At 65.2% G+C, this 22,718-nt stretch carries 36 protein-coding genes and 1 tRNA gene; 19 read left to right on the top strand and 18 right to left on the bottom strand.

The window, feature by feature from the left end; translation table 11 throughout:
- Window positions 1-86: 86 nt before the first annotated feature.
- The 10 genes from AC1G9C_RS07140 to AC1G9C_RS07095 all read right to left on the bottom strand — a co-directional run bounded on the left by AC1G9C_RS07140 (window position 87) and on the right by AC1G9C_RS07095 (window position 5,556).
- Window positions 87-641 carry a hypothetical protein gene (locus tag AC1G9C_RS07140; RefSeq protein WP_480409822.1) on the bottom strand — a complete coding sequence of 185 codons (555 nt, stop codon included), beginning with the start codon at window positions 639-641 and terminating at the stop codon, window positions 87-89.
- Window positions 642-654: 13 nt separating this feature from the next.
- Window positions 655-963, bottom strand: coding sequence for a hypothetical protein (locus AC1G9C_RS07135; RefSeq protein ID WP_480409821.1), 309 nt, complete (start codon window positions 961-963; stop codon window positions 655-657).
- Window positions 963-1,256 (bottom strand): DUF1064 domain-containing protein, encoded by a 294-nt coding sequence (locus AC1G9C_RS07130; RefSeq protein WP_480409820.1) that lies wholly within the window; start codon window positions 1,254-1,256, stop codon window positions 963-965. The genes AC1G9C_RS07135 and AC1G9C_RS07130 overlap by 1 nt, the downstream gene beginning before the upstream one ends.
- Before the next feature lie 57 nt (window positions 1,257-1,313).
- Window positions 1,314-2,348, bottom strand: a complete 1,035-nt coding sequence (locus AC1G9C_RS07125) for a tyrosine-type recombinase/integrase (protein ID WP_480409819.1) — start codon at window positions 2,346-2,348, stop codon at window positions 1,314-1,316.
- Window positions 2,348-2,593 (bottom strand): hypothetical protein, encoded by a 246-nt coding sequence (locus AC1G9C_RS07120; protein ID WP_480409818.1) that lies wholly within the window; start codon window positions 2,591-2,593, stop codon window positions 2,348-2,350. Before AC1G9C_RS07120 ends, AC1G9C_RS07125 begins: the two co-directional genes overlap by 1 nt.
- On the bottom strand, window positions 2,590-2,793 hold the full coding sequence (locus AC1G9C_RS07115) for a hypothetical protein (RefSeq protein WP_480409817.1): 204 nt from the start codon (window positions 2,791-2,793) through the stop codon (window positions 2,590-2,592). The genes AC1G9C_RS07120 and AC1G9C_RS07115 overlap by 4 nt, the downstream gene beginning before the upstream one ends.
- Window positions 2,783-3,457: a replication protein P gene (locus AC1G9C_RS07110; RefSeq protein WP_480409816.1), complete on the bottom strand. Its 675-nt coding sequence runs from the start codon at window positions 3,455-3,457 to the stop codon at window positions 2,783-2,785. The genes AC1G9C_RS07115 and AC1G9C_RS07110 overlap by 11 nt, the downstream gene beginning before the upstream one ends.
- On the bottom strand, window positions 3,454-4,212 hold the full coding sequence (locus AC1G9C_RS07105; protein ID WP_480409815.1) for a DnaT-like ssDNA-binding domain-containing protein: 759 nt from the start codon (window positions 4,210-4,212) through the stop codon (window positions 3,454-3,456). The genes AC1G9C_RS07110 and AC1G9C_RS07105 overlap by 4 nt, the downstream gene beginning before the upstream one ends.
- Window positions 4,202-5,065, bottom strand: a complete 864-nt coding sequence (locus tag AC1G9C_RS07100; RefSeq protein WP_480409814.1) for a phage antirepressor KilAC domain-containing protein — start codon at window positions 5,063-5,065, stop codon at window positions 4,202-4,204. Before AC1G9C_RS07100 ends, AC1G9C_RS07105 begins: the two co-directional genes overlap by 11 nt.
- Before the next feature lie 68 nt (window positions 5,066-5,133).
- On the bottom strand, window positions 5,134-5,556 hold the full coding sequence (locus tag AC1G9C_RS07095; RefSeq protein ID WP_480409813.1) for a phage regulatory CII family protein: 423 nt from the start codon (window positions 5,554-5,556) through the stop codon (window positions 5,134-5,136).
- Between the two features lie 89 nt (window positions 5,557-5,645).
- Between AC1G9C_RS07095 and AC1G9C_RS07090 the strand changes: the two genes are divergently transcribed.
- Window positions 5,646-5,915 carry a hypothetical protein gene (locus tag AC1G9C_RS07090; protein WP_480409812.1) on the top strand — a complete coding sequence of 90 codons (270 nt, stop codon included), beginning with the start codon at window positions 5,646-5,648 and terminating at the stop codon, window positions 5,913-5,915.
- A gap of 60 nt (window positions 5,916-5,975) precedes the next feature.
- Here AC1G9C_RS07090 and AC1G9C_RS07085 read toward each other — a convergent pair whose 3' ends face one another.
- A complete protein-coding gene (locus AC1G9C_RS07085; RefSeq protein ID WP_480409811.1) occupies window positions 5,976-6,182 on the bottom strand; it encodes a Cro/CI family transcriptional regulator in 207 nt (68 codons plus the stop codon).
- Window positions 6,183-6,286: 104 nt separating this feature from the next.
- On the opposite strand from AC1G9C_RS07085, the gene AC1G9C_RS07080 reads away from it, so the two are divergent.
- From AC1G9C_RS07080 to AC1G9C_RS07040, 9 genes are all read left to right on the top strand, one after another.
- The gene (locus AC1G9C_RS07080) at window positions 6,287-6,964 is read left to right on the top strand and encodes a helix-turn-helix domain-containing protein (RefSeq protein WP_480409810.1); all 678 of its coding nucleotides are present in this window, start codon (window positions 6,287-6,289) and stop codon (window positions 6,962-6,964) included.
- Entirely contained in the window at window positions 6,930-7,721 is a 792-nt protein-coding gene (locus tag AC1G9C_RS07075; RefSeq protein WP_480409809.1) for a HipA family kinase, read from the top strand. The genes AC1G9C_RS07080 and AC1G9C_RS07075 overlap by 35 nt, the downstream gene beginning before the upstream one ends.
- Window positions 7,718-8,611, top strand: coding sequence for a hypothetical protein (locus AC1G9C_RS07070; protein ID WP_480409808.1), 894 nt, complete (start codon window positions 7,718-7,720; stop codon window positions 8,609-8,611). Before AC1G9C_RS07075 ends, AC1G9C_RS07070 begins: the two co-directional genes overlap by 4 nt.
- Window positions 8,612-8,845: 234 nt before the next feature.
- A complete protein-coding gene (locus tag AC1G9C_RS07065; protein ID WP_480409807.1) occupies window positions 8,846-9,352 on the top strand; it encodes a DUF4760 domain-containing protein in 507 nt (168 codons plus the stop codon).
- 452 nt (window positions 9,353-9,804) lie between these two features.
- The gene (locus AC1G9C_RS07060) at window positions 9,805-10,689 is read left to right on the top strand and encodes a TAXI family TRAP transporter solute-binding subunit (RefSeq protein WP_480409806.1); all 885 of its coding nucleotides are present in this window, start codon (window positions 9,805-9,807) and stop codon (window positions 10,687-10,689) included.
- Window position 10,690: 1 nt separating this feature from the next.
- Window positions 10,691-10,852, top strand: a complete 162-nt coding sequence (locus tag AC1G9C_RS07055; protein ID WP_480409805.1) for a hypothetical protein — start codon at window positions 10,691-10,693, stop codon at window positions 10,850-10,852.
- Between the two features lie 511 nt (window positions 10,853-11,363).
- On the top strand, window positions 11,364-11,627 hold the full coding sequence (locus tag AC1G9C_RS07050; protein WP_480409804.1) for a hypothetical protein: 264 nt from the start codon (window positions 11,364-11,366) through the stop codon (window positions 11,625-11,627).
- A gap of 10 nt (window positions 11,628-11,637) precedes the next feature.
- Complete coding sequence (locus AC1G9C_RS07045) at window positions 11,638-12,093, top strand: hypothetical protein (RefSeq protein WP_480409803.1); 456 nt, start codon at window positions 11,638-11,640, stop codon at window positions 12,091-12,093.
- Window positions 12,074-12,388: a hypothetical protein gene (locus tag AC1G9C_RS07040; RefSeq protein ID WP_480409802.1), complete on the top strand. Its 315-nt coding sequence runs from the start codon at window positions 12,074-12,076 to the stop codon at window positions 12,386-12,388. Before AC1G9C_RS07045 ends, AC1G9C_RS07040 begins: the two co-directional genes overlap by 20 nt.
- Window positions 12,389-12,391: 3 nt before the next feature.
- Here the strand turns inward: AC1G9C_RS07040 and AC1G9C_RS07035 are convergent, their stop codons facing one another.
- Window positions 12,392-12,607: a hypothetical protein gene (locus AC1G9C_RS07035; RefSeq protein WP_480409801.1), complete on the bottom strand. Its 216-nt coding sequence runs from the start codon at window positions 12,605-12,607 to the stop codon at window positions 12,392-12,394.
- Between the two features lie 117 nt (window positions 12,608-12,724).
- On the opposite strand from AC1G9C_RS07035, the gene AC1G9C_RS07030 reads away from it, so the two are divergent.
- Genes AC1G9C_RS07030 through AC1G9C_RS07020 form a run of 3 tightly spaced genes read left to right on the top strand, consistent with a single transcriptional unit; the run spans window position 12,725 to window position 15,059 of the window.
- A complete protein-coding gene (locus AC1G9C_RS07030; protein WP_480409800.1) occupies window positions 12,725-13,024 on the top strand; it encodes a hypothetical protein in 300 nt (99 codons plus the stop codon).
- Window positions 13,021-13,257, top strand: a complete 237-nt coding sequence (locus AC1G9C_RS07025; RefSeq protein WP_480409799.1) for a hypothetical protein — start codon at window positions 13,021-13,023, stop codon at window positions 13,255-13,257. Before AC1G9C_RS07030 ends, AC1G9C_RS07025 begins: the two co-directional genes overlap by 4 nt.
- The gene (locus tag AC1G9C_RS07020) at window positions 13,254-15,059 is read left to right on the top strand and encodes a DNA cytosine methyltransferase (protein WP_480409798.1); all 1,806 of its coding nucleotides are present in this window, start codon (window positions 13,254-13,256) and stop codon (window positions 15,057-15,059) included. Before AC1G9C_RS07025 ends, AC1G9C_RS07020 begins: the two co-directional genes overlap by 4 nt.
- A gap of 2 nt (window positions 15,060-15,061) precedes the next feature.
- On the opposite strand, the gene AC1G9C_RS07015 is transcribed toward AC1G9C_RS07020, so the two are convergent.
- A complete protein-coding gene (locus AC1G9C_RS07015; RefSeq protein ID WP_480409797.1) occupies window positions 15,062-15,313 on the bottom strand; it encodes a hypothetical protein in 252 nt (83 codons plus the stop codon).
- An 82-nt stretch (window positions 15,314-15,395) separates the two neighbouring features.
- A complete protein-coding gene (locus AC1G9C_RS07010; protein ID WP_480409796.1) occupies window positions 15,396-16,025 on the bottom strand; it encodes a hypothetical protein in 630 nt (209 codons plus the stop codon).
- Between the two features lie 170 nt (window positions 16,026-16,195).
- On the opposite strand from AC1G9C_RS07010, the gene AC1G9C_RS07005 reads away from it, so the two are divergent.
- The 6 genes from AC1G9C_RS07005 to AC1G9C_RS06980 all read left to right on the top strand — a co-directional run bounded on the left by AC1G9C_RS07005 (window position 16,196) and on the right by AC1G9C_RS06980 (window position 19,340).
- Window positions 16,196-16,396: a hypothetical protein gene (locus AC1G9C_RS07005; RefSeq protein ID WP_480409795.1), complete on the top strand. Its 201-nt coding sequence runs from the start codon at window positions 16,196-16,198 to the stop codon at window positions 16,394-16,396.
- A gap of 3 nt (window positions 16,397-16,399) precedes the next feature.
- The gene (locus tag AC1G9C_RS07000; RefSeq protein WP_480409794.1) at window positions 16,400-16,783 is read left to right on the top strand and encodes a DUF1937 family protein; all 384 of its coding nucleotides are present in this window, start codon (window positions 16,400-16,402) and stop codon (window positions 16,781-16,783) included.
- 216 nt (window positions 16,784-16,999) lie between these two features.
- The gene (locus AC1G9C_RS06995; protein ID WP_480409793.1) at window positions 17,000-17,998 is read left to right on the top strand and encodes a hypothetical protein; all 999 of its coding nucleotides are present in this window, start codon (window positions 17,000-17,002) and stop codon (window positions 17,996-17,998) included.
- Window positions 17,995-18,624: a hypothetical protein gene (locus tag AC1G9C_RS06990; protein WP_480409792.1), complete on the top strand. Its 630-nt coding sequence runs from the start codon at window positions 17,995-17,997 to the stop codon at window positions 18,622-18,624. Before AC1G9C_RS06995 ends, AC1G9C_RS06990 begins: the two co-directional genes overlap by 4 nt.
- A complete protein-coding gene (locus tag AC1G9C_RS06985; RefSeq protein WP_480408072.1) occupies window positions 18,621-19,010 on the top strand; it encodes a DUF7694 domain-containing protein in 390 nt (129 codons plus the stop codon). Before AC1G9C_RS06990 ends, AC1G9C_RS06985 begins: the two co-directional genes overlap by 4 nt.
- Before the next feature lie 84 nt (window positions 19,011-19,094).
- Complete coding sequence (locus AC1G9C_RS06980) at window positions 19,095-19,340, top strand: hypothetical protein (protein WP_480409791.1); 246 nt, start codon at window positions 19,095-19,097, stop codon at window positions 19,338-19,340.
- Here the strand turns inward: AC1G9C_RS06980 and AC1G9C_RS06975 are convergent.
- From AC1G9C_RS06975 to bamC, 4 genes are all read right to left on the bottom strand, one after another.
- A complete protein-coding gene (locus AC1G9C_RS06975; protein ID WP_480409790.1) occupies window positions 19,337-20,311 on the bottom strand; it encodes a tyrosine-type recombinase/integrase in 975 nt (324 codons plus the stop codon). The two genes, AC1G9C_RS06980 and AC1G9C_RS06975, sit on opposite strands and share 4 nt — an antisense overlap.
- Window positions 20,312-20,420: 109 nt before the next feature.
- Window positions 20,421-20,510: transfer RNA gene (locus AC1G9C_RS06970), tRNA-Ser, on the bottom strand.
- 128 nt (window positions 20,511-20,638) lie between these two features.
- Window positions 20,639-21,508: a phosphoribosylaminoimidazolesuccinocarboxamide synthase gene (locus AC1G9C_RS06965; protein ID WP_021444966.1), complete on the bottom strand. Its 870-nt coding sequence runs from the start codon at window positions 21,506-21,508 to the stop codon at window positions 20,639-20,641.
- A gap of 87 nt (window positions 21,509-21,595) precedes the next feature.
- Complete coding sequence (gene bamC, locus AC1G9C_RS06960; RefSeq protein WP_480409789.1) at window positions 21,596-22,714, bottom strand: outer membrane protein assembly factor BamC; 1,119 nt, start codon at window positions 22,712-22,714, stop codon at window positions 21,596-21,598.
- Window positions 22,715-22,718: the final 4 nt, after the last annotated feature.

The following is a 22,718-nucleotide window of genomic DNA, read 5'->3' as shown; positions in this document are numbered from 1 at the left end:
CGCAGTGGCCGGGCTTTCGGGATTATCAATCCTGAACGCGCAAGATCGACAGTATGGGGAAATACTCGGCCACTCGGACAATCAAGTCAAGCCGCATGTGAGAGAAGCACGCCCTCGCCTGCCAAGATCGCCTCAGCCGCCATCAGCGCCTCAGTGACCATCTCCTCGAGCACCACGCCGACAGCCTGGCGCCACCGACGACGGGTGCGCTCGTGATTCGCTTCCAGATCCCACGTGTTCATGTCGTAGAACGACGCCGGCAGGACGATCATCTTGGACGAGCGCTTGCCTTCTGCGCCCTTCATTGGCGGGATAGCCCAGGCCGTCACTGCCTTGTACACAAACAGCTTCGGCGCCGGCGACGCGATGATCGGCGCCAGGCGGCCGATGGCCTCCACCTTGCGCGCCTGGTGGGTGCTGTACTTCGCCACCAGCGCATTCCAGTGCCGCGGTATCAGCTCGCTGTGCAGCCTGGCGAACACCCAGCAATCGACCAGCGTCCGATCCGGAGCCCCGCCACCACTACCAACCCTGGCGGTATCCAGATCGATCAGCTTCTGCCAGGCCTGCTTGGCCGTGTTGTCGATGCACTCGGCCGCCAGGGCCGACACCACCGCGCTCAGCACGCTCGAATAGACCATGTTCTCCTCCCCCTCAATCCCCAGTGAAGTGCGCCCCGCCGGCGCCCTTCTTGTTGTTCCCGCGGTAATCGTTGGCGACATCGCCCAGCGGCCACAGCCCCGCCCGCTCAAGGGCCTGCTGCATGCGCAGCTGCTCGGCGCCGGAGCGCTCCAGGCGCAGGCGCAACTGCTGCACCAGCTCCGGGTAATCCAGCGCCGTGCCGTCCTGGCGCACGAAGGCGCCGCCGTTGCAGGCCGCGCACTCCATCAGATGGAAGATGCCGCGTATCCGGCCGGCCCCCTTGCAGATCTCGCAGCGCTCCAATTCGATCAGCCCGACCATCAGAACTCCTCGACCGTCCAGCCAGCCGCCTGGCGGCTCTTCTTCAGGGCGATGAAGCGGAACGGGTACTGCGCCGCGGCGACCTTGATCTTCACCCTGGCATCGTCGGTCCAGTGCCCCTTCACCTCGTGCACCTCGAGCTCGCCCGTCGAGAGCATCACCGTGAAGTCCGTGTCGTAGAACGTGGCATCCGCCAGGCGCAGCTTCAGCCCCTCGAACACCCACCAAGCCACCTCACCGGCAGCCTTGCGGCACTCCAGATGCACGGCATAGGCGGCCTCGGTCTTGTTCATTCGCCCCCTGGGGAGACGCCCCAGCGCCTGCCAATTCTTGGTGCCTTGGCGCATTCTTCACCCTCCCCACGTAGAAATACTGGAATCGGCGGGAATGCCCGCCACTACTGGCGGCGCGCCAATTTGCAGAAGTGCAGGAACGGCCACTTTTACGCCGTGCGCACCGGCGAACCCGCACTCATCCAACCGCGCATGCCAGCGCTCCAGCGCCTCGCGCCGACGCTCCATCGCATCGCGGGTCAGGTATGTCTCGGTGGTCACGCCCAGGGCATGGTTGATCAGCAGCTCGCCCACCATGTGGTCGACGCCGATATCGGCCAGGCTGGAGCGCATCAGCTTGCGCAGGTCGTGGCTCGTCCACTGCCGGCCGCTCACCTCGCGCATCAGCGCATGGCCGCTGGTGAGCGCCATGCCGGCGCCGCCTCGCACCGGGAACAGCCAGGCCGCCTTCATCCGCGCATCCGGCAGCGCCTCGCGGTAGCGCGCCAGCAGGCCGAGCACCTGGGCGGTCAGCGGCAGCACGTGCTCGCGGCGGCTCTTGGTGTTCGCCTCGGGGATCACCCAAACCCGCTCATCGAGCGAGATGTGCGACCAGCGCGCCGCCAGCGTCTCCGCGATGCGCGTGCCGTGCGCCAGCATCATCAGCGGCAGCATGCCCTTCGCCGGGTCACGCTCGAACACCTCCACCAGATGCTGCACCAGCGCCTGCAGGTCGACCCGCGACAGCGCCGCCGGCTTCGGCCGCAGCTTGCCCTTGTAGAAGTCGCGGAAGGTGGTGCCCGCCAGCGGGTTGGCCTCAATGCGCCCCTGCGTCTCCGCCATGCGGAAGGCCTGGCGCATCCCCTGCAGGGCCTTCTGCACGGTGCGCGGCGCCAGCTCCTGGTGCATGGGGAACACCAGCTTATCGTCCAGCAGCACCCGGTCCAGCTTGCGCAGCGCCACCCGGCCCACGCGCGGGATCACGTGCCGGCGCATCAGCGAGCCCATGCTGCCGCGGTACTTCTCGCTGCGCGTCCGGTCGCCCTCGATGCGCGACAGCCACCACTCCACCACCTCGCCCACCGAGCGCATGCCCGCCTTCTTGCTCGCCACTACCCCGCCTCCCCCTCGAACTTCGCCACCGGCTCGCCGGCCATGTGCGCCCGGATCGCCGCCACCACCCCGTCACGCCCACGGCGATATGCCAGCGCCACCGATTGCCCCGGCGCTGTCACGGTGTAGACCTTCACCTCATCCACCAGGAACTCCGCCACCAGGTAGCCCGCGGCGGTGATCCAGCAGCCCGGCACCACCTCGCCGTCGCGGTTCTTCTTGGGCGCCCAGCCGATCGCGTTCATGGCTGCAGGGCCTCATCGACGGCCAGCTCCACCACCTCGGCCAGGGCGCCGTACAGCTTGCGGCCGTGCGCCTCTGCCGTTGCCCGGCAGGCGAACAGCGCCACCGGCTGACCGCGATCAGCAGCCAGGCCCAGGCGGTCGGCACGTGAGTACAGGGCGAAGCGATAGCGCGCGTAGATCTGAACCGGATCAACGCCCACGACCACCTCCCAGCCTCGCCCGCATCTTCGCCAGGTGCTCGTTGGCCACCTCCGGCGAGCCCTTGCGCAGCGGCGCCGGCAGCGCGGCAACCGGGGCCGGCGCCAGCTCCTCGCCGCGCGCCATGCGCCGGCGCTGCTCCAGGTACTTCTCGGCGAACAGCTGCTGGCCCATCTTGCGCTCCAGGTTCTGCAGCGCCAGGTAACCGCAGGCCACCGCTGCGTGGTACAGCGCCGGGTGCGGCCAGCGCGCCATGCCGGCCTGGGCCGGATGGGTGTTGCGCATGGCGATCTTGTAGGCCTTGTCCTCGCCCGGCAGGCCGAACGCCTCTGGCGCCAGGCACCAAGCCACGAACTGGCCCGGGGTCGGCGGCCACGGCCGCTGGTCGCGCCCGGCGATGCGCATGCCGTGGTCGACCAGGCCGGCGCGCAGCACCCCGGAGCGGATGCCCTCGCCCAGGAACTCGTCCTGCCAGGCGAACTCCTCCTGCTCGGTCGGCCACACCTGGCGCCAGCCGGTGTACACGCCCTTGAGGCGGAGCATCAGGTCGGCCAGCGCGTCCTGGGTGGCGTCGTCCACCACCACCTGCTGCGGGGCTGGCACTTGCGCCATGGGCTGGGGCTTGAGGTTGGCGGCCACCTCGCCGGCATTGCGGGGCGCGCTCATACGGTCACCACTCGCGGGCCGCGCGGCCCTGCCGAGCGCTCACCGCGCAGCGGCGTCACCTTCCCCGCCGCCGCAGCGCCCCGCGCCGCGTCCTGCTTCGCCCAGGCCACCAGCTTGGCGTGCCACTCGGCCGAGGTCAGCGCCAGCCCCTTGGCCTCGTGGTGCGCCACGAACAACCCCAGCGCCTCCAGGCAGCCCGCCAGGGTCACCCCGGCGCGAAACGCCACGGCCTTCAGCCGTTGGTGATCAGGCTCCCACTCCAGGGTCATCGCGAAGGGTGCGCCGCTGTCGGGCTCCTCGGCCGGCTCCGGTTCGGGCTCGATCGGCTCGCGCGCAGTGTGAGAGGGTTTTATATTCTTCTCTTCTCTAGCTCCGGTCGGTGTCCGGGTTTTGTCCGCTTGCGATGCGGACGGATTGCGGACAGCTGCCTTGCGCTGCGCGTCCTGGCAGCGACGTTTCGCGGACACGCCGTTGTGCTCGCTGAACTTCACCACCTCGATACCGCCCTCCACTTCCGCCAGCCAGCCGATCTGCACCAGGGCATCGCCCAGGCCAGCCACGCCCGTCTTCCGGTCGATGGCGCGCAGGGCCATGCCCGGCAGCACGCCGTCCTCGGAGTGCTCGTCGGCCATCGACCACAGCCAGTACAGGCCGCCCACCACCATCGCCTCGGGCTGCTCCACCAGGTCGCACAGGTGAGACACGCGCGGGTCGTCCCAGAGGTTGGTGCGCATCTTGATCCACTCACCGGCCATGCTGTGCACCCTCGCTGCGCGCCACGTTTTCGACGTTCGCTGAATGTGGCGCGCCGAGCTTCTGCGCCAGCAGCGCCAGCCCCTTCGGCGTTACCCGCACCTGGCTGGCCAGGCGCTTGGCGCCGTCGTCCTCGGTACCGATCACCGTCACCTTGTGGTCGAGCAGGCCGGCGGCCTGGCGCGGCTGGTAGGCCATCCAGCGGGCGCTCCCCTCGCGGCGGTAGATCCAGCGGTTGGCGCGCATCCACTCGATCAGCCGGCCGCGCGGCACACCCAGGTGCTTGGCGGCATCGGTGAGGCACATCGAGCCGCTGGCATCGGCAATGCGCGCCAGGGCCTCCACCTTCGGCGCCTGCTCGCTCACCACCACCTGCAGGCGGTTGTTCTGCTCCGCCAGGTCGGCGGCCAGGCGCAGGGCCTCGGGCAGGGTGCGCGGGATGGCGGGGCCGGCCGGGCGCTGCTCCAGTTCCATCCAGCGGTCGATGATCCGCTTGCGAAGCTTGACGTTGTATCCAGACACCAGGGTCAGCGAGTGCTCTTTGTCCAGGCGGAACTCGCTGACGTAGCCGCGCGAATCTCGATCCCAAGCGAAACCCCGATGATCCTGATGGCGCCGATCGGCGCCATCGCCAAACAGCGCCTTCATGATGCTGTCGGCGTTCTCGCGGATGTACTCGGAATGGCGGTTGCGGTACTGCTCCGGCACTACCGCATCCAGATGCTCATCACCGTAAAGCCCGATCAGCATCACCCGCACGTCGCGGATCACGTCCTTGTGCTGCTTGCCGGTGATGGCCGCGATCTCTCGGGTCGACATCGTCACCGGGTTGTCGGTATTCAGCAGTTGGTTCATACTTCGGTCACCTCTGTAGGTGTTGTTGAAGAAGCCGGGCTGCCACCCGGCTTTTTTGTGTCTGCTGATCAGGCAACCTTCACCGAAGCTTCCAGCACATCCAGGCTCTGCCTGGCGCCCAGCAGCTCGCGCTTGATCGCCTGCTTCTCGGTCTGGCTCACCCGACCGTCTGCCAGGGCATCCGCCACCGCCCGCGTCACGTCCGCCACCTCGGCGGACATCTGCAGCAGCGCACCCGTCAGGTTCTGCGGGCGCACCTGCTCGCGCGGCACCAGGTCGTAACCGAACTCCGCGGCCAGCGCCTTCAGCGCGCGCATGTCGTTGCTGTGCACCAGCACCTGCAGGAACTGCTCGATGTTCAGTCGGTGGCTGTCGTCGTTCGGGTTGCTGCGGTTCAGCAGCGCCGTGTGCGACATCCCCATCAGGTGCGCTAGCGTCTTCGGGCCTGCCTCCAGCACCGTCTCGTGAATCGCGCGGTGTACCTCTTCCATCTCGGGAACCTCTCTCTGCTTTGTCGTGGCGCCCTAGGCATGCCTGGGCGACTCTGTAATCACTCGATAAGCCGCCAGGGACCACGCCCATGCGCCAGCCAACCGTCCAACACCTGCAGGGAGAGCTGCTCGCCCTGCGCTGCTACGTGGCAGCCCTGATCCAGGTGCTGCCCGAGCCCTACCAACACCGCCTGCCGGCCGCCTTCGGCTCCCGCGCTGAACTCGTGCGGGGCCAGCTGTGTGCCGCCGGCGACGCCGCCTTCGAGCAGGTGGCTATCGCTCTGGCGGCGGGTGCCGCTCCAGGTCTTCCCGAAGTCGCTCCAGGTCGTCCTCCAGCAACTCCATGTGGTGCTTCATGACCTCCAGTCGCTCCAGCGGGCTCTCGCCCTGCCCCGGCGCTGCAGGCCCAGTCTCCCCGGCTAGGCCACGGCTTTTTTTGCTGAAGGCTGCGACGGAAACGGCCGCGACTCCTCGGCGGAGAACGAGCCGTCAGAATGCTCGGTGACGAAAACGGCACGGCCCACGCGCAGGGCCTTGCTCAGCGCGCCTTGCGACATGCCGAGCAACGTGGCCGCCTGCACCTGGCCTTTCTCGTTTGCGAATTCATGTAGGGGGATGCGTCGCATCACGTGACCTCCTGCTGCTTTTCACAGAAGGTTATATCCATGGGATATACATAGCAAGCCCATTGGAGATAGAAGCCTATAGCCATTGGGAATACGATTTAGGAATGAGCACAGACCGCCGACCACTGACCGACCTAGAGAAAGCCGAATGCGCTGCGCTTAAAGCAGAGATAGCGGCGCGCAACTCGCAGAACACTGGAGGTCGCAGGCTCACCCAGGAGTTTCTGGCGCAGGAACTGGGCATGACCCAGGGCAACCTAAGCAGTCACCTCAATGGCAAGCGGGCCATCAGCAAAGACATGGCCGCCAAGGCCGCGTTGCTGCTCGGAATCCCGGTCGAGAGATTCAGCCCACGCCTCGCGAAGGAGATCGCCACCATGGCGCAGGCTGTCCAGCCACCCAAGAACCCGGGCTCATCCGGCGAAAGCCAGGGCAGCTATTCGGCAGCGCATCGCAGTGGCGAGGTCGCTGATCAGACAGCCGCACTGCTTGCGACGCTCGCCGCCCTGACCTCCATCCAGGCCGGACTGCTCTCCGGGCAGTTGACCGATGACCAGGTTCGGCGCCTGCTGCAGATCCGCAATGAAATTGCCCACCAGAAGCCGCACGCCGACAGGGCCCGCCGCCTGCAGGGATTGCTCGCCGCGGCCTTTCAGGTCGATGGCAACGGCCACTCGCCGGACGACCTGCTGAAGATGTACCAGCTGGGCATGGAAAAAGAGTTCGCAAAGGAAGGTGCCAAGGCCCATGAGCCAGGAAAAAAACCCGCTCGCCGATCCTGAAGTTGGCATGTACCTGGGTGGTGACCCGGTCGAAGACCGCGATGTGCGCGGCAAGAACCCGCTGTTCTACGGCATCGTCAAATTCTCCGGTGGCCGCAAGTACCACGCATACGTCAAGCTCCTGCCACCAAAGCAGATGTACGCCGAGATGCTCAGTGCTGCCCTCGGCCGACATTTCGGCCTGCCCATCCCTTACACCTCCGTGGTCGCCGCACGGGGTGCTGATGTGGGGGTCGTCGCCGATATCGTGCCCTGCCTGGCCAGCGTCGACACCGGGGCCAGGCCTATCTCGCGCATGGTCCGGCTCGATGAAGTCAACGACCTGCTCAACAAATGGGCGCACCGCCGCACCGCCATCGTCTTCGACGAGCTGATCGCCAACTCAGACCGTAACCTGCGCAACCTGCTGCTGGGCGGCGACGGCAAGCTCTGGCTTATCGACCACGAGGAGGCCATGGGCGACCCGCTCAGCGTGCCCCATCGCACCATCTGCAACCACCTACTGGAACGCCTGCTGGCCGATGTACAGAAGTTCGAGCGACGGCGCAGCGGGCAGCTCCTGGCCGAGCAGGCCCAGGCCTTCGAGGCGTGCGACTTCAACGCGCATGCCCTTAAGAGCCTGCCCGGCAACTGCCGGGTGGATGCCAATCATGTGCGCGAGGTTGTGGAATTTCTCCAGGCCCGGATCCATCATATGCCTCGCCTTATCGGCAAAAGCATCGATCCCAACCAACCCCACCTGGACCTTGGCACGTGAGCAGCTCAATCGCTGACTTCTCCGACTTTCCCGCCATGCCCACCTACGAAGCGCAGTGGGCGGCCGTGTACATGGAGCCCATCGTGCAATCCGGCGAGCGCCTGACTATTGGCGTGGTGGCGTTCGACGGCGCCGAGGCCGGCGGCCAGTTGGCCATCAGTCGCAAGGCGCTGGAGTGCCTCTACGGTGACTCGGCGGCCGGCCTGGAAAAGATGATGACCATGGCCCTGGAGCGCGCCATGCGCTTCGCTCGGGGCGGCTTTCGCGGCGAATTTACCTCGGGCATGCACGGCGTCAGCCTGGGCAAGAAGCGGGTGGCCATCGGCGACGACCTGCAGGACGTGATCGACCAGGGCATCAGCCTCACCTCCAGCCTCAGCACCATCCACGCCGGCGATGACGCTCGGTACGACCACGACCGCACCATGTACTGGAAGCGCTTCAAGAAGGCCATGGAGAAGGTCAACCCCGCACTGGTCGAGCATTTCGGCCGTTCGGTGGATGTGCAGGTAAAGGGCTCGATCATCTCCCTGCCTTGCGACTACTTCTCTTCCCGGATCGCCGCCAACATCTGCAGTGTCAGCGCCGGTTACCGCCAGAGCAACCTGTTCGACGTGGCCAGCTCGCGCATCCTGCGCCTTGAGCAGCTCAAGGAGCACGATGGGTTGGTCGAGCACCACCAGCAGCCCACCATGATGCTCGTGGTGCCAACCGAACAGCACATCGACAACCTCAAGCCAGCCAACAAACAGTCGTTCCGCGACCGACTGCTGCTGCTCCAGGACATGGCCGACAAGAAGCAGTTCCCGCTCGTCACCATCCACGATCCCGTGGAAGGCGCGCGGCGCCTCCAGGACATCGAGACATCGATTAAGGTAGCTGCAGGCTGAAGACTAGATGGCGGCTAGCCATAAAAATGGTGGCCAGTCAATATTGAACTTATCCACAGGTTACTATACTAATTACGCAACTGGACCCTCTCGTTGGGGCCAGCTAGAAGGAGCGAAAATTATGGCTGATAAACTTGTGAGTGGCGGGCGCGAAGAATACGACGGCCTCTAAAGCGTCGAGGCTGGACGGGGAGACCATGAGGTCTCCCTTTTTTGTTTCCGGGGAGGGAGCTTATGGAAGTAATAACCTGGCTATGGGAGCTTCTGGCAAAGCCGCAGGTAACCACGCTAGTACTCATTATCGGTGTGGCAGTAGCCGTGCGGTCCATCAACATGCACAGACTGACCGAGATGCAGAAGGAGACAGTCGTCTTGCTTTTCAACTCAAGGACGGATGACCGCCTCGCTGAGGGCCTTGCCGTTCTGGAGCGCATCCACGACGACCCAAACGACAACATTCGTGCGTATGGTAGGGAGAAGAAGCAGGAGCAGGACGCGGTCCTGATCCGCTACGTGATCAACCACTGGGAGCGTATCTCGATCGGCGTACAAGAGGGCACCTACTGCGAGAAGATCCTCAAAAAGGCGCAGTGCAGCAGCCTCCTCTCCCTGCATGAGCAAGCGTCGCCGATGATCCTGGCGATTCGCGCGGCGACCGGAAAGCAGACCTATTATCAGGATCTCGACTGGCTGGCCGAGCGCTGGAAAGCGAAGCCGCTGAAGCAGAAGAAGAAATCCTAGCGCTACCGGTGCAATCGATTGCACCGTCTATTCACCGCATGCCCGATCGAAGCCCGCCTAGCGCGGGCTTTTTCATGCCCGCGCGAAATATTATTTCCAATGGATTTGACAAATGTATATCCCGTGGATATATTCACTCCCATGCCGGCCCGCAACCGGCCAGGCCGAAAGGCCACCGCTCTTTAACAACACGCGCCATGAACGACTACCCGGCCCAGCCGGCTAGGTCAGCCCGAGCGATCTCCTGGCGGGCGACAGTAATCCAGGGGAGCAACAGCGCTGCGCCAGAAGGCGACCGGCGCGCACGTCAAGCCGCAGAGGGGCCAAGCGTGCGCGAGGTGCTGACCGAACCGTGCGAATGACCCGGACGACGTAGCGAGCAAGACCCGATTTCACTGGCTGGCCTTCCCATGAGGGCCAGACGGGAAACCAACCAGCAGGAGCCACACCCCATGAAACACATCGCACTCATGCTTGGCCTGATGCTCGCCCTCGCCGGCGGCGCCCAGGCCGCGCCCGCGCCGCTCACCTTCTGCACCGGCGGCGAAGGCGGCTTCTACGAAAGCCTCGGCCAGGCGATCGGCAAGGCCATCACCCGCAACACCGGCGCGCAGCTGGAGGTGCTCAACACCGGCGGCTCCGTCGAGAACGCCCAGCTGATGAAGGACGACGACTGCAGCATCGCCATCCTGCAGGCCGACGTCGTCACCAGCATGCCGCTGCCGGCCGACATCAAGGTCAGCGACGCCCACACCGAGATCGTCTACTGGCTGCACGGCCGCAACGGCGTGGACGACTTCGGCAAGATGGAGAAGGACAGCGTCGCCGAGAAGTACGCCTTCGCCGCGGTGTCCGGCTCCGGCGCGCTGGTCACCGTGCGCAACTGGATCAAGACCGACAAGGATTACGAAGGCGCCCGCATCGTCGAGTTCGAGGACTGGTACAGCGCCGCCGAGGCCGTCGCCCAGGGCTACGTCTCCAAGGCCGGCGTGCGAATCGAGATCGCCGGCATGCTCTACATCGGCCGCGCCGGCAAGATCACCACCGATATCACCGAGGACTTCGGCAACCAGATCCTGATCGGCGAGGTCAACGACAGCTCCTTCGCCAACGCCAAGGACGTCAACAGCAACCCGCTGTACACCGCCTGCAGCGTCGACAACCAGGCCGCCAGCGGCCTCAAGACCAGCACCACCCTCGCGCCGGACACCTACTGCCTGCGCGCCCAGGTCGTCTACAACAACGACTACCACAAGGACCTGCCCGCCAAGGAGCAGCGCGCCGTGCGCCGCGCCGTCGACAAGGGCATCAACTCCATCGTCAAGGCGGTGCGCTGACATGCTGCGTCTGGCCCTGGCCGCCGTTCTGGTAGGCCTGCTGCTGGCCGCCACCACCGTTCTGCACCTGCTCACCACCTCCTACCTGCTCGGCCTGGCCTCCGGCCTGCTGCTGGGCATGGTGCTGTGGCTGAAGGTGCGCCGGCGCAAGCCGGCACCCTGAATCCCCGCCACCACGACACGGGGCGTCGCCGGCAACGCATGACGCCGCGCCGGTAACGACAGGCTGGCCACTTGGGCATTCGGCCGAATCAGAAGGCGAGCGGACGCCTATCACTACCGCGCTACCCGAGGGCACCGCCATGCACTAGACCCGCCAGCGCCGGCGCGACCAAGGCGCATTGGGCGAGCGGTAAGCCTGAAGGCTGCTCGCGTAAACCATGGCAGGCAGCGGCCAAACGGGGCGCCGATCTCACCGCGGATCAGCCGGCACAACCGGCAGCCCCACCGAAATGCATCCCTCCACCGTGCCGCTTCGGCATGCAGCTGCGTTAGCGCCGGGCACTTACACCGGCAGATCGGGCGCCCCATCGCCTGGATCAAAGCGCGCGGCTGTGAATAAAGCGGTAGCCAGGGTGCCCGGTGAATGCCGGGAGTCCATTGCGGCGGTGGGCCTCGCCGCTGGCGACAAAGAGGCCGCCCCAACTCTCCCTTCACCTACAAAGGTGCCGACGATGAATGCACTCACCCAGGCCCGCGAGGCCATCGCCGAACTGATCGACGCCATGCGCCAAACCGGCCAGGCGCGCATGGCTGCCGACGCTCGCCGCCGCCAGCCGGTACCAGCGCCGCGCGCCATCCACCTGGTGTGCAGCGGCAACGCCATGATCCGCGTCGTCGACGTCGACACCGGCAAGGTGCTCGGCTTCCGCCGCACCATCCGCGAGGCGCGCTGGCTGGCCGAACACCTGCAGCGCGGCCTGCACCTGCAGCAGTGAGGGCGCCAGCATGATGCCCTCCCCGCGCTTCAACTCCCACGCCGAGCAGCAGGCCGCCCTGGGCTGCGCCGCCAACCTCGACCCCGACAAGCACCCGCGGCGCTACGCCATGCAGAAGGCGCGGGAGAAGTTCACGCCGTTCAAGCGCATCAGTCAGCCCTCGTCCGAGGGCCGCAGCGCGCTTGTCGAGCGGGCGCGCGCCCTCTCCCACCTGAATATCAATGCGGCCGCCCGGGCGCTCGACATCAGCCGCAGCGCGCTCAACCGGCTGCGCTACGACTACGGCCTGGAGTTCGCCCCGTCGCCGCGCCCCAACGCATCCGACCGACTCAAGGCCCTGGCCGGCGACAACCCAACCCTGAAGGAACTGGCCGCCGCGGCCGGCGTCTCCTACGCCACCGCGCACCGGCTCTGCGGGGAATACGGCATCGAACCAGGAGTGCCCCATGCCCAAGACCCAGCGTGACCGTGACCAGGCGCTCGCGCTACGCCGCCAGAAGGCGGCCGAGACCGAACTGCGCCACCGCGTGCGCCCGGGCATCACGGCCATGCTCGCCGAGCTGATGCAGTGGCACGGCCTGGACGAGAAGTCCGAGGCCATCCAGCTGCTCATCATCAACGCCCACGCCGCCGGGCCGGATGGCTCCGCACCAATGCTCGCCATACCGCGCCACGAATTCACGCCATCCGAAAACGTGGCGCGCCAGCTCTACCAGCAAGGCGCCGAACAAGCTGGCCGCCTCGATCGGCAAGAGCAATAGCGGTCAGCGAGTAAGGACCATGACCTCTGCATGCGCGTCGTTTAGCGCTTTCACCGCGTTACTCACATGCGGATGCTCGACATAACGGATCTGGTTGTTCCCGAGAAGCAGCGCACCTGCGTGATCGACAAGGGCGCGCTCATCAAGGCCCTTGTGTTTTGCCGCGCCGATCAACGCGACCAGCGCCTGTTCTAGTGCAATTTCGCGATCTGTAGCCATAACCCTTTCTCCTTGATCCGGCTCCATGCCGGGCCATCACAGATACCCCATTCCCAAACAACAAGCCACTGGCCAGTAGTCGCAGGCCAGCGGGACTACTCACGCCTGGAGAACGCCATGACACGCGAAGAGGCCTACAAAGAGATTGGCCGCATAGGCGAAGAGCACGCCCTAATCGCCCAAGCGTTTGGCGGCGTCATCACCGTTGTGCATCCAGACGTACAGCGCGAGTACGGAATTGAGGCCAAGTGCCTCTACATGGCCGGGCAAGGCCCGTGGCCTGGCGATTCACCCGCCACGCCTGAACCACAATCCGCGCAGGAGCTAGCCGCGGCGCCGGGTAATGCTCCCATTCGTGAAGAACAAACCGACCTCTTCGCCCTGCCCGATGCCGAGCAGCAGGAAGGTGCGGAATGACCACCTACCACATCGGCCTATCCATCGCCGGCACCCTTCGGCAGCCAGGCCACCACATCGAAGGGCTGATCAGCAGCGATGGGCGCGACCTTTCCGCCAGCGAGGTTCGCCACTTCCTGCGCGAGTTGAAAGAGCAAAACCCCGCCCTGGAACTGTTCACCGGCGACAAATGCGACAACCAGGGGCCGAACGGCGGCTGCCTGGGCCACCCGGATAAGGAAGCATCTGAATGATCACCCAGACCCTGCACCATTTTCATTTCTGCTGCGGCCTGGGCGGCGGCGCCAAGGGCTTCAACCGGGCGAAACCCATCGTCGGCAACGTGCAGGCGCGCTGGGAATGCCTGGGCGGCATCGACGTTGATCCTGCTGGCCTGCGCGACTTCGAGCAGCTCGCCGGCGTGCCTGGCACGCTCATGGATCTGTTCACCCGCGACCAGTACACCCGCTTCCACGGGAAGGAGCCGCCTGCAGGCTGGCGCGAGGCCTCGGCCGACGACGTGCGGCGAGCCGCCCAGAACAAGCGCCCCGATGCTGTGTTCATCAGCAGCCCCTGCAAGGGCGCCAGCGGCCTGCTCTCCGAGAAAATGAGCCAGACCCCAAAGTACCAGGCGCTGAACGAACTGACCCTGCGCTGTATCTGGCTGATGGGAGAGGCCTGGAAGAACGACCCGGTGCCGCTGATCGTCTTCGAGAACGTGCCGCGCCTGGCCACCCGCGGCCGGCACCTGCTGGACCAGATCAACAGCCTGCTGAGCCACTTCGGCTATGCCGTCGCCGAAACCACCCACGACTGCGGCGAGCTCGGGGGCCTGGCGCAGTCTCGCAAGCGCTTCCTGCTGGTAGCGCGCCACGTCGAGAAGGTGCCGCCGTTCCTGTACGAGCCGGAGAAAAAGAGCCTGCGCGCCGTCGGCGATATCCTCGGCCGCATGCCTCTGCCGGGCGATATTGACGCCGCAGGCCCGATGCACCGCGTGCCCTCGCTGCAGTGGCAGACCTGGGTACGCCTCGCCCTGGTGCGCGCCGGCAGCGACTGGCGCAGCCTCAACGAGCTGGCGATCGAGGATGGCCACCTTCGTGACCTGATCATCGTGCCGGAGTACCGCAGCGGGTACCTCGGTGTGCACGGCTGGGACGATACCAGCGGCACCATCGCCGGCCGCAGCAGCCCCACCAATGGCGCCTTCTCGGTTGCCGATCCCCGGTACCGCCAGGCCGCGAACTGGAATCACGGCCAGCAGTTCGGCGTCATTCGCTGGGACGATTCGTCGCCGACCATCCCCGGGCAAACCATGCCCGGCCAGGGCACCTTCAGCGTTGCCGATCCCCGGTACCACAACTGGCACCAGGGCGCGAGCAGCCGCAAGCTGCACGTCGGCAAGTGGGACAGCCACACCGGTACCGTGACCGGCTCGCAGCAGGTGGCCAGCGGCGCCCTGTCGATCGCCGACCCTCGACCGAACGGGATTCGTCATAACAACGTCTACCGTGTGGTTCGCATGGATCAGCACGCGGGAACGATCACGGGTGGCCAATCGCCAAGCTCTGGCGGTCAGTGCATTGCCGATCCTCGCATCCTGCATCGCGGCAAGGGCGACAACTACCTAACCGGCGGCCACTACGGCGTAATCCCGTTCGACCAGAACTGCGGCGCGATCGCCGCCAGCTCGCGCTACGACAGCGGGCGCTTCAGCGTCGCAGACCCGCGCATCCCTGCCGCCAATGACCGCCTGACCTGCATCATCCGCAGCATCGACGGCACCTGGCACCGCCCGTTCACCACCTTGGAGAAGGCAGCGCTGCAGAGCCTGGTCGACCCGGAAGAGCAGCTGATTCTGGATGGCCTGAGCGACAAGGACTGGAGCGAACGCATCGGCAACGCGGTCCCACCGCACGCCGCCGAGGCCATCGCCCACGTCATGGGCACCACCCTGTTACTGGCCGCCCAGGGCGAGACCTTCATGCTCAGCAATATGCCGGTGTGGGTTCGCCCGGTAGCCGTTGGCCTGAGCGTCGCCGAGGTGCCGCAGGCATGACCCTAATTGTCTGCGCCCCGGTGCCGCTCGTCGGTCATAAGCGCCTGCAGCCGATGCAGCGCCATCAGGTTGCCGCCAACGCTGTGCCGCCACGCTTCGTGCGTGGCCTTGTACAGCCCATCAACCTCGGCGATGACCCGGCGGTAGCGCTCGATTTCCAGCACCAGGCGGCGCATATCCGGGTGCTCGGCCCAGATCTGGCGCAACTCGTCCTGGGTGACCGGGCGGAAGTCGGGGAGTCGGTAGTCGTTCATGGCGCAGAATGCTGTATGGATTTACAGCATTCTGACAAATAGCAGCGCGGTGGTCACTGCGGGCCGATGCGCGGCACGACGCTCAAAAGTGATGGCCAGACCTATTGAGCGCAGCCTCAGACCGCCTGGCGATATCCATGGCGCCCTCTGCTAACTTGACCATGCTAAAAACCTCACCGCGAAATGTGAAATCCCCGGTGCCAGGGTCAAACTGACGCATCATGTCCGTTTCTTCTAGGCCGACAATGCCACCCGCTGGGCCGATATAGTCCTGCACATAATTACGCCTCACGCTGGTTTGCTGCCATGCATCCAGCCTTTCATCAAAGTGCTCAAGGTGATCTCTGAGAGAGCGATCCTTGAGAACGTGCTCCTCTCCTGCGATTTCGAGCTCCCGCTGAACAATTTCTGCCCTCTTCCTGGCCAGGCAATGCCCGCAGGTAAGACCCTTGGCCTTAGGCCTTCCGCAATAGCAGTCCTTCTTGAAGAACGAAGGAGGCCAAATAAGCCTTGATGTGTTGCTCAGGTGAGTCAGGAAGCTATGGATCGTTCGAAAGTGCTCCGAATGCATGATTTGACGATCAAGCTGCTGATCTCCCCGACCATCTCGCATCCTCCTGTTAATAGCGCCTAGCGCGTTCATTGCGTTCACCGACATCAACGCCTGGTTTCTGATTTCTCTCAGAAAAGTTGTAGTTGCGTGAGCGTCCATTTTCCCCTCCTGGCCGGGCCCCATGCCGGCCCCTGAACCTACCCCACAACCACCCTTCACGCCAATGGCGAGGGAGAAGCCATGTCCGCGCAAACGTACTGCCGCACCACCCGCCTCCCGATCACCGATTGCCGGTGCCTGCGCTGCAACACCGCCAAGGAGCCAGCGCCATGATGACCATCAGAGCCTGCCACCTCGAGCGCGACAAGATGGAGCCGATCATCTCCGTCGCCGGCGCCGGCGTGGTTACCACCATCAGCGGCTACTTCACCGCCGCCCAACTGCGCGCGCTCGCGCGCCAGCTAATCACCATCGCCAACGACGCCGACCAGGGCGAACGCGGCCCTGTCACCTACACCGCCGAGGAATAACCCATGCAGCCACTCATCTACGTGGCCGGCCCATACCGGGCGGCCACACGGGACGCTATTGCCCAGAACATCGACGCCGCGCGCCAGGTTGGCACCTCCGCCGCGGCGATCGGCTGGTACCCGGTAATCCCCCACGCCAACACCGCGCACATGGAACTTTCGCTGCCGCACCTGGGCGACGAGTTCTGGCTGCGCGGCACGCTCGAGCTGATGGAGCGCTGCGACGCCCTGGTGCTGTGCCCGGGCTGGGAACGCAGCGAAGGCACCCTGGGGGAGATCGCGCGCGCCGATACCCTGCGCCTCCCCATCTTCCGCAGCCTCGACCTCCTCCCCAGCGCCAGCGAGTTCATCGCCTGGCTGCACGCCGTCGAGGCCAGGCGGGCATGAACGGCCAAGGCGGCCTCTGCGCCAGCGCCGTCATGCGCCGCATCTGGCGCCTGGTCAACGGGTGCTGCTACTGCGGCCGGGACGGCCACACATCCGCGAACTGCCCTTGGCACAAGGCCGGCTGAATCCAGCCCGGCCGGACTTCCCTGCCCGATGCCGCCGGCCAGGCCAGACAACGATTATCCCACAGCTGTGAGGTGACCAATGAACGAAGCTATGGAACCTATCCACCCCGCATTCGCCGCACTGCTTATGGGCAAACGCCCTGAGCCTTGCGAGCCCTTCGTCGAGATATCCAGCAAGGCGCTGACCCGCCTGCTGGATGTTGTCGAGTTTGGCGACCAACTGGAGCGCGTCGAGAAAGACAACATCCTGTCCTCGATGAAGGAACTGCTGGCCATGGAGCAGCCCGAGTTGTGGGTGCTCCACAGCGTAGGCCCGGGCGAACTGCACCCGATGATTTCGAAGGAAGCCGCCGAAAGCCAGGCCGCCGAGCTGGCGGAAATGTTCAAGGAGCACGTCGGCAAGCTGGGGATTCGCTTCGACGTGATCCGCTCGCCATTCACGCCGCTGGAGCACTTCGAGATCCTGGCCGAGGAAGTCACCGAGCACCGCGACAACCTGCTGCAGCACTGCAAGGCGCTGGAGAAGAAGCTGGCTGAGCGCCCCGTCATTAAAGCTGAAGTCGTCATGCCCGATCGACTCGACGACAAGTACAAGGAGTACTTCGAGGATGTTGAAGGTGACTCTTTCAACTATGCCCTCTACCTGCGTGACGTTGAGGCGGCCATCGAAGCAGCCGGAATGCAGGCCGTCCAGCCAGCCCCTGCAGTTGTAAACCAGCGGTTTAGTCCTGCAGCCATCGACGTTCTGCTCGAGCGCAAGCGCCAGGTTGATAAAGAAGGCTGGACGCCAGAGCACGACGACGAGCACGACAGTGGCGAGCTCGCTGCAGCAGCTGCGGCCTACGCCATGCATGCCGCCGATCATCTAAACCCATACAGCCAGGGCGATGGAGGAGACGAAGCGCCGATTTGCTGGCCATGGCATGACGGCATTGCAGGGCGCGGTGAAGGCCCGGAGAAAACTAAGCCGGCCTGGTGGAAGCCAGGCGCCCCTCGCCGCAACCTCATCAAGGCAGGCGCCCTGATCCTCGCCGAGCTCGAGCGCCTGGATCGTGCCGAACAAGCCAAGCAGCAGGAGCAGCAGCTATGACCGACGCTGAGTTTCTGAGTGACGTAGCCAACCATGGCCTGAAAATCCTGCGCGACGACGGGCTCTATCGCCACCTCCGCTTCAAGCAGCCGGACACCAGCTGCATGTACTTCGACCTGATCACCTGGCCAGGCCACCTCTGCTACACCGGCGACATGGGCACCTACGTGTTCCAGCGCGTCGAGGACATGCTGGAGTTCTTTCGGCGCGACTGCTCCGATGCGCTGCCGATCAACCCAGGATACTGGTCGGAGAAGGTTCAGGCCGCCGACGGCGGACGCCACCCCGGCTGCGTATTCGAGTATGACCACGACCGTTTCCTTGCAGTCGTAAACGAATACCTGAGCGACTGGCTCGAGGGGCTCGACGAAGAAGCTGCATCGGACCTGCGCGAGGCCGTAGACGACGATGTTCTGCAGTGGTCGGACGCAAACGATGAGCATGGCAATTACAAGCGGGCCTACGAGTTCAGCGCAGAAGTTGGCGGGCACACCTATCAGTTCACCGACTTCTTCGAGCGCAACTTCCGGCGCTTCACCCACCGCTATCTGTGGTGTTGTCGCGCGCTGGTATGGGGCATCGACCAGTACGACAAGCTGAAGGCCGGCGCAGAGGTTGCAGCATGACCAGCCTAAGTCGACAGCAGCGCCGACTGCTGGAAAAGGAAAACGCCAAACAACCGCGAACCCTGCAGCCAGTTCCTCGCAGTCAATGGCCAGAGCATCAGCGCCAGCCCAAGGAGGTCTGGCGCTCTCGCGACTTCCTGGTGCAGATCTACGAAGAGCCCAACGGCATCGAGCGCATGAGCATCAGCAGGACTTCTCTGCACGGTGAGCGCTGGATGGACGGAATCACCTGGGACGACCTGATGGGGCTCAAGCGTCAGGCCGGGCGCGGCGATCGGGACGCGCTGGAGGTCTACCCGGCCGACAAGGACGTCATCAACGTGGCCAACATGCGCCACCTGTGGCTGCCGCCTGAGCCTGTGGCCTTCGCCTGGAGAAAGCCATGATCCCCGACACCGACCGCCCCACCGTCTACGACTGGAACTCCACCTGCGATATCGGCCGGCACCGGGCTGAAAAGGAGTGCAACCATGGAACCTGAAATCATCCACGTGCCAGAACTGGCAAAGCTTCTGGGGCGCACCGAGTCATCGATCCGTAGCGCGATTCAGGCCCGGCCTGACTGGCTGCCGCCCTACTTCAAGCAGGGTGTGCGGGTTTGCTGGCGGCTGGAGAGCGTGCGCAAGTTCCTGCGCGAGTACGAGGCGGGAGAGCACAAGGCTGTGAAGGCGGGTCGGCCAAGGCGCGAACCGCCGAGGCTGGCCAAGGTTGGCTAGCCCAGCTTGTCGGCCAGGTCGTGAGGGGAAAGGTGGGTGTAGCGCTTGAGCATGGCCAGCGTCTTGTGGCCGGTGATGGCTTGCACCTCCATGATCGCGAAGCCGCGCTCGAACAGGCGTGACGTCGCCTCATGGCGGAGGTCGTGGAAGGTCAGGCCGGAAACTCCGGCCGCCCGGCAGGCCTTCGGGAAATAGTTGCTGACCGTGTTCGGCGCCAGGCTGAAAACCTTACCGTCGATCCGGGCGGGCAGCGACTTGAGCAGCTCGCGCGCCCGACTGGAGAGCGGCACCATTCGGCGCTCACCGTTCTTCGTCTCCTCAAGCACGGCAATCTTTTCCTTCACCTGCTCGCGGCGCAGCAGCAGGAGCTCGGAACGGCGCATCGCGGTGTCAGCGGCCAGCTCGATGATCACCGGCAACTCTGGGTGCAGCTTGGCAGCCTCGGCGTAGACCCGGCGAAGTTCATCCGTGGTCGGCCGCCGGTCGCGGGCCTTGCTGCCCTTCGGCATGCGCAGGTTCTGGCAGGGGTTGGTCAGCCCCTCCAGGCGCCACTCTTTCGAAGCGACGGTGTAGAGATGGCTGATGATCGCCAGGTCGAGGCGGACGGTTGCCGATGAAGCGCCGGCCTTCAGGCGCTCGTCGCGGAACTCAGCCAGGTCTGACGGGGTGATCTCGCCCAACCCCTTGTCGGCGAGCGGATGATCGAGCCAGCGCTTGATGCGGGTGCGCTCCTGGCTGGCGCCCTTCTTGTGCTCGGTCACCTCGCGATCGTACTGCTGCAGGGCCTTGCCCAGCGTCGTGCGCATGGCGGCGCGAGTATCGACGAAGCGCGAGCGCGACATGTCGCCCTCGATCTCAGCCGCCCAGCGCTGGGCCTCGGCCTTGGTGTCGAAGGTCGCGGAGAGTGTCGGGTGACCTTTGCGGCGGATCTGGGCGCGCCAGGCGCTGCCGCGTTTCTCGTAGTACGCCATGCGGCGAACTGTAGTGGGGGAATGGGGGAATGTCACGCAAAGTGGCTCCCCCAAAATTCCCCCAAAAGCAAAAGGCTCCAGAGGTGTGAACCTCTGGAGCCCTTTAAAATGGCGGGAAGATAGGGATTTGAACCCTAGGTGCCATTGCTGACACAACGGATTTCGAATCCGTCCCGTTCGACCACTCCGGCATCTTCCCAAGCGGCGCGCATCATAACAGCTCGAGGCGCTTTGGCGAAGCTTATTTTGAAAAATTTTCTTGTGCTATCAGGCGCTTGTGAAAAGGCCGAGCGATGCACGGCCTGGCTGTAGCGTTCGCCTTGGGCCTCAGGCCGTGAGGCGGGTCAGGGCTTCGCGGTATTTGTCGGCGGTCTTCTGCGCCACCTCGGCCGGTACCGCCGGGGCCGGCGGTTGCTTGTTCCAGCCGGTGGATTCCAGCCAGTCGCGCACGAACTGCTTGTCGAAGCTGGGCGGGTTCTTGCCCTCTTCATAGCTGTCGGCCGGCCAGAAGCGGCTGGAATCGGGGGTCAGCACTTCATCCATCAGGGTCAGGGTGCCGTCTTCGTCCAGGCCGAATTCGAACTTGGTGTCGGCGATGATGATGCCGCGGGTGGCGGCGTACTCGACGGCGGCGCTGTACAGGGCGATGGCGGTGTCGCGCACCTGGGCGGCCAGTTCGGCGCCGATGATGGCTTCGCACTGGGCGAAGCTGATGTTCTCGTCATGGTCGCCGACGGCAGCCTTGGTCGAGGGGGTGAAGATCGGTTGCGGCAGCTTGGCCGCTTCCTTCAGGCCGGCCGGCAGGGCGATGCCGCACACGGTGCCGCTGTTCTGGTACTCCTTCCAGCCGGAGCCGACGATATAGCCGCGCACGATGGCCTCCACGGCCACCGGCTTGAGGCGTTTGGCGACCACTGCGCGGCCTTCCACCAGCGGCAGTTCGGCGGCCGGTACCACGTCTTCGACCTTGTCGCCAGTGAAGTGGTTGGGCACCAGGCCGGCCAGCTTGTCGAACCAGAAGTTGGAGATGGCGGTGAGGATCTTACCCTTCTCCGGGATAGGTTCGGCGAGGATCACGTCGAAGGCCGACAGACGATCGGTGGCCACCATCAGCATGCGCTTGTCGTCGATTTCGTAGAGGTCGCGGACCTTGCCCGAGTAGATCTTCTTCAGGCTCAGGGTGGTGGGTGTGCTCATGTCGGCATTTCCGTTTCTGGCAAACAAAACAGGCGAAACCTTTGCGGGTTTCGCCTATCGGTTATCGGCAGGTGGCGCGAGCGCCGATCAGCCGAGGTTGTCCTGGATCAGGCTCAGCACGCGGCGCGAGACATCGGCCGGGGCAATGGTGTTGAGGTCTTTTTCCACGGTGACCTGGACGCCGTCGCCAACCGGCGTCAGGCGCACCTGGTAGCGTTCGGCGCGGGCTTCGAGCTCTTCCTTGCTCGGCTCGCTGCCGAACATGCGGCCGAAGAAGCCGGGCTTCTCCTCATTGACCTGGGCCCCTTCGGCCAGGTTGATGTAGTACAGGCCGAGGCTGCGGTTGAGGTCGTCGACGCGCACATCGGCCAGCTCCAGCGAACGGCCGACGCCCGACCAGGCGCGGTCGAAGTCGGCGCCGAGGTTGAGCACCGGGTTGCCGTTGCCGTCCTCGCTCAGGCTGACGCGGCTGGGCGCATCGAAGTCGCGGGCGGCGAGCAGCGACACCGAACCGCCCTGCTCCACGCTGCGCGCCATGCTCACCAGCATTTCGTCAAGCAGCGCGGCTTCCAGGCTGGCGTTGCCGCTGCGCGCGGCGAAGGCGACATCGGCAGTGCTGCCGGCCGGACGCTCGGCGCTGGTGACGAAGACTTCGCTGGTGTTGCGCTGCACGCCCGGCTCGATACGCACCCGCACGCGGGTCTCGGCATCCGGGGCAACGCCGGAGACGCGGCTGCTCAGGCGCCGCGCCATGCTCGCGGAAAGTTCGTCGAAACGTTGCCAGGCGGTGGTGAATTCGCCGGTCTGCGGGCGTTCGTCGGCGATACGGAAACCATTGTCCTCGAAGAACTGACGGGCCAGCGGCCAGACTTCGGCCGGCACGCGCTGGGCCACGACCCAGCGCGACTCGCCGCTGCGCTGCAGGCTGAATTCGCGTTCGTCGGCACGCACCTGCAGGCTCTGCGGGCGCGGCACCTCGAACTTGCCGCTGGCCTCGGAGCTGGCCACCTGCGCCGGCACCGGCAGCAGCGGGTCGAGGCGCTTGGCCTGGACATCGGCCGGCAGCTGCATCGGCGCGGTCTGCCGCGCTTCCAGGTAATCGCTGCCGCGGTCGCGGAAGTAGCCTTCTTCACCCCAGAGCCAGCCACAGCCGCTGGTACTGGAGACGATCAGAGCAAGGGCGGACAATCCGGCCAGTCGCTTCATGCGT

Source organism: Pseudomonas sp. ABa2 (genome assembly GCF_056676075.1).
Note: the sequence above shows the minus strand (reverse complement) of the source record. Positions and strands in the feature narration are given on the sequence as shown.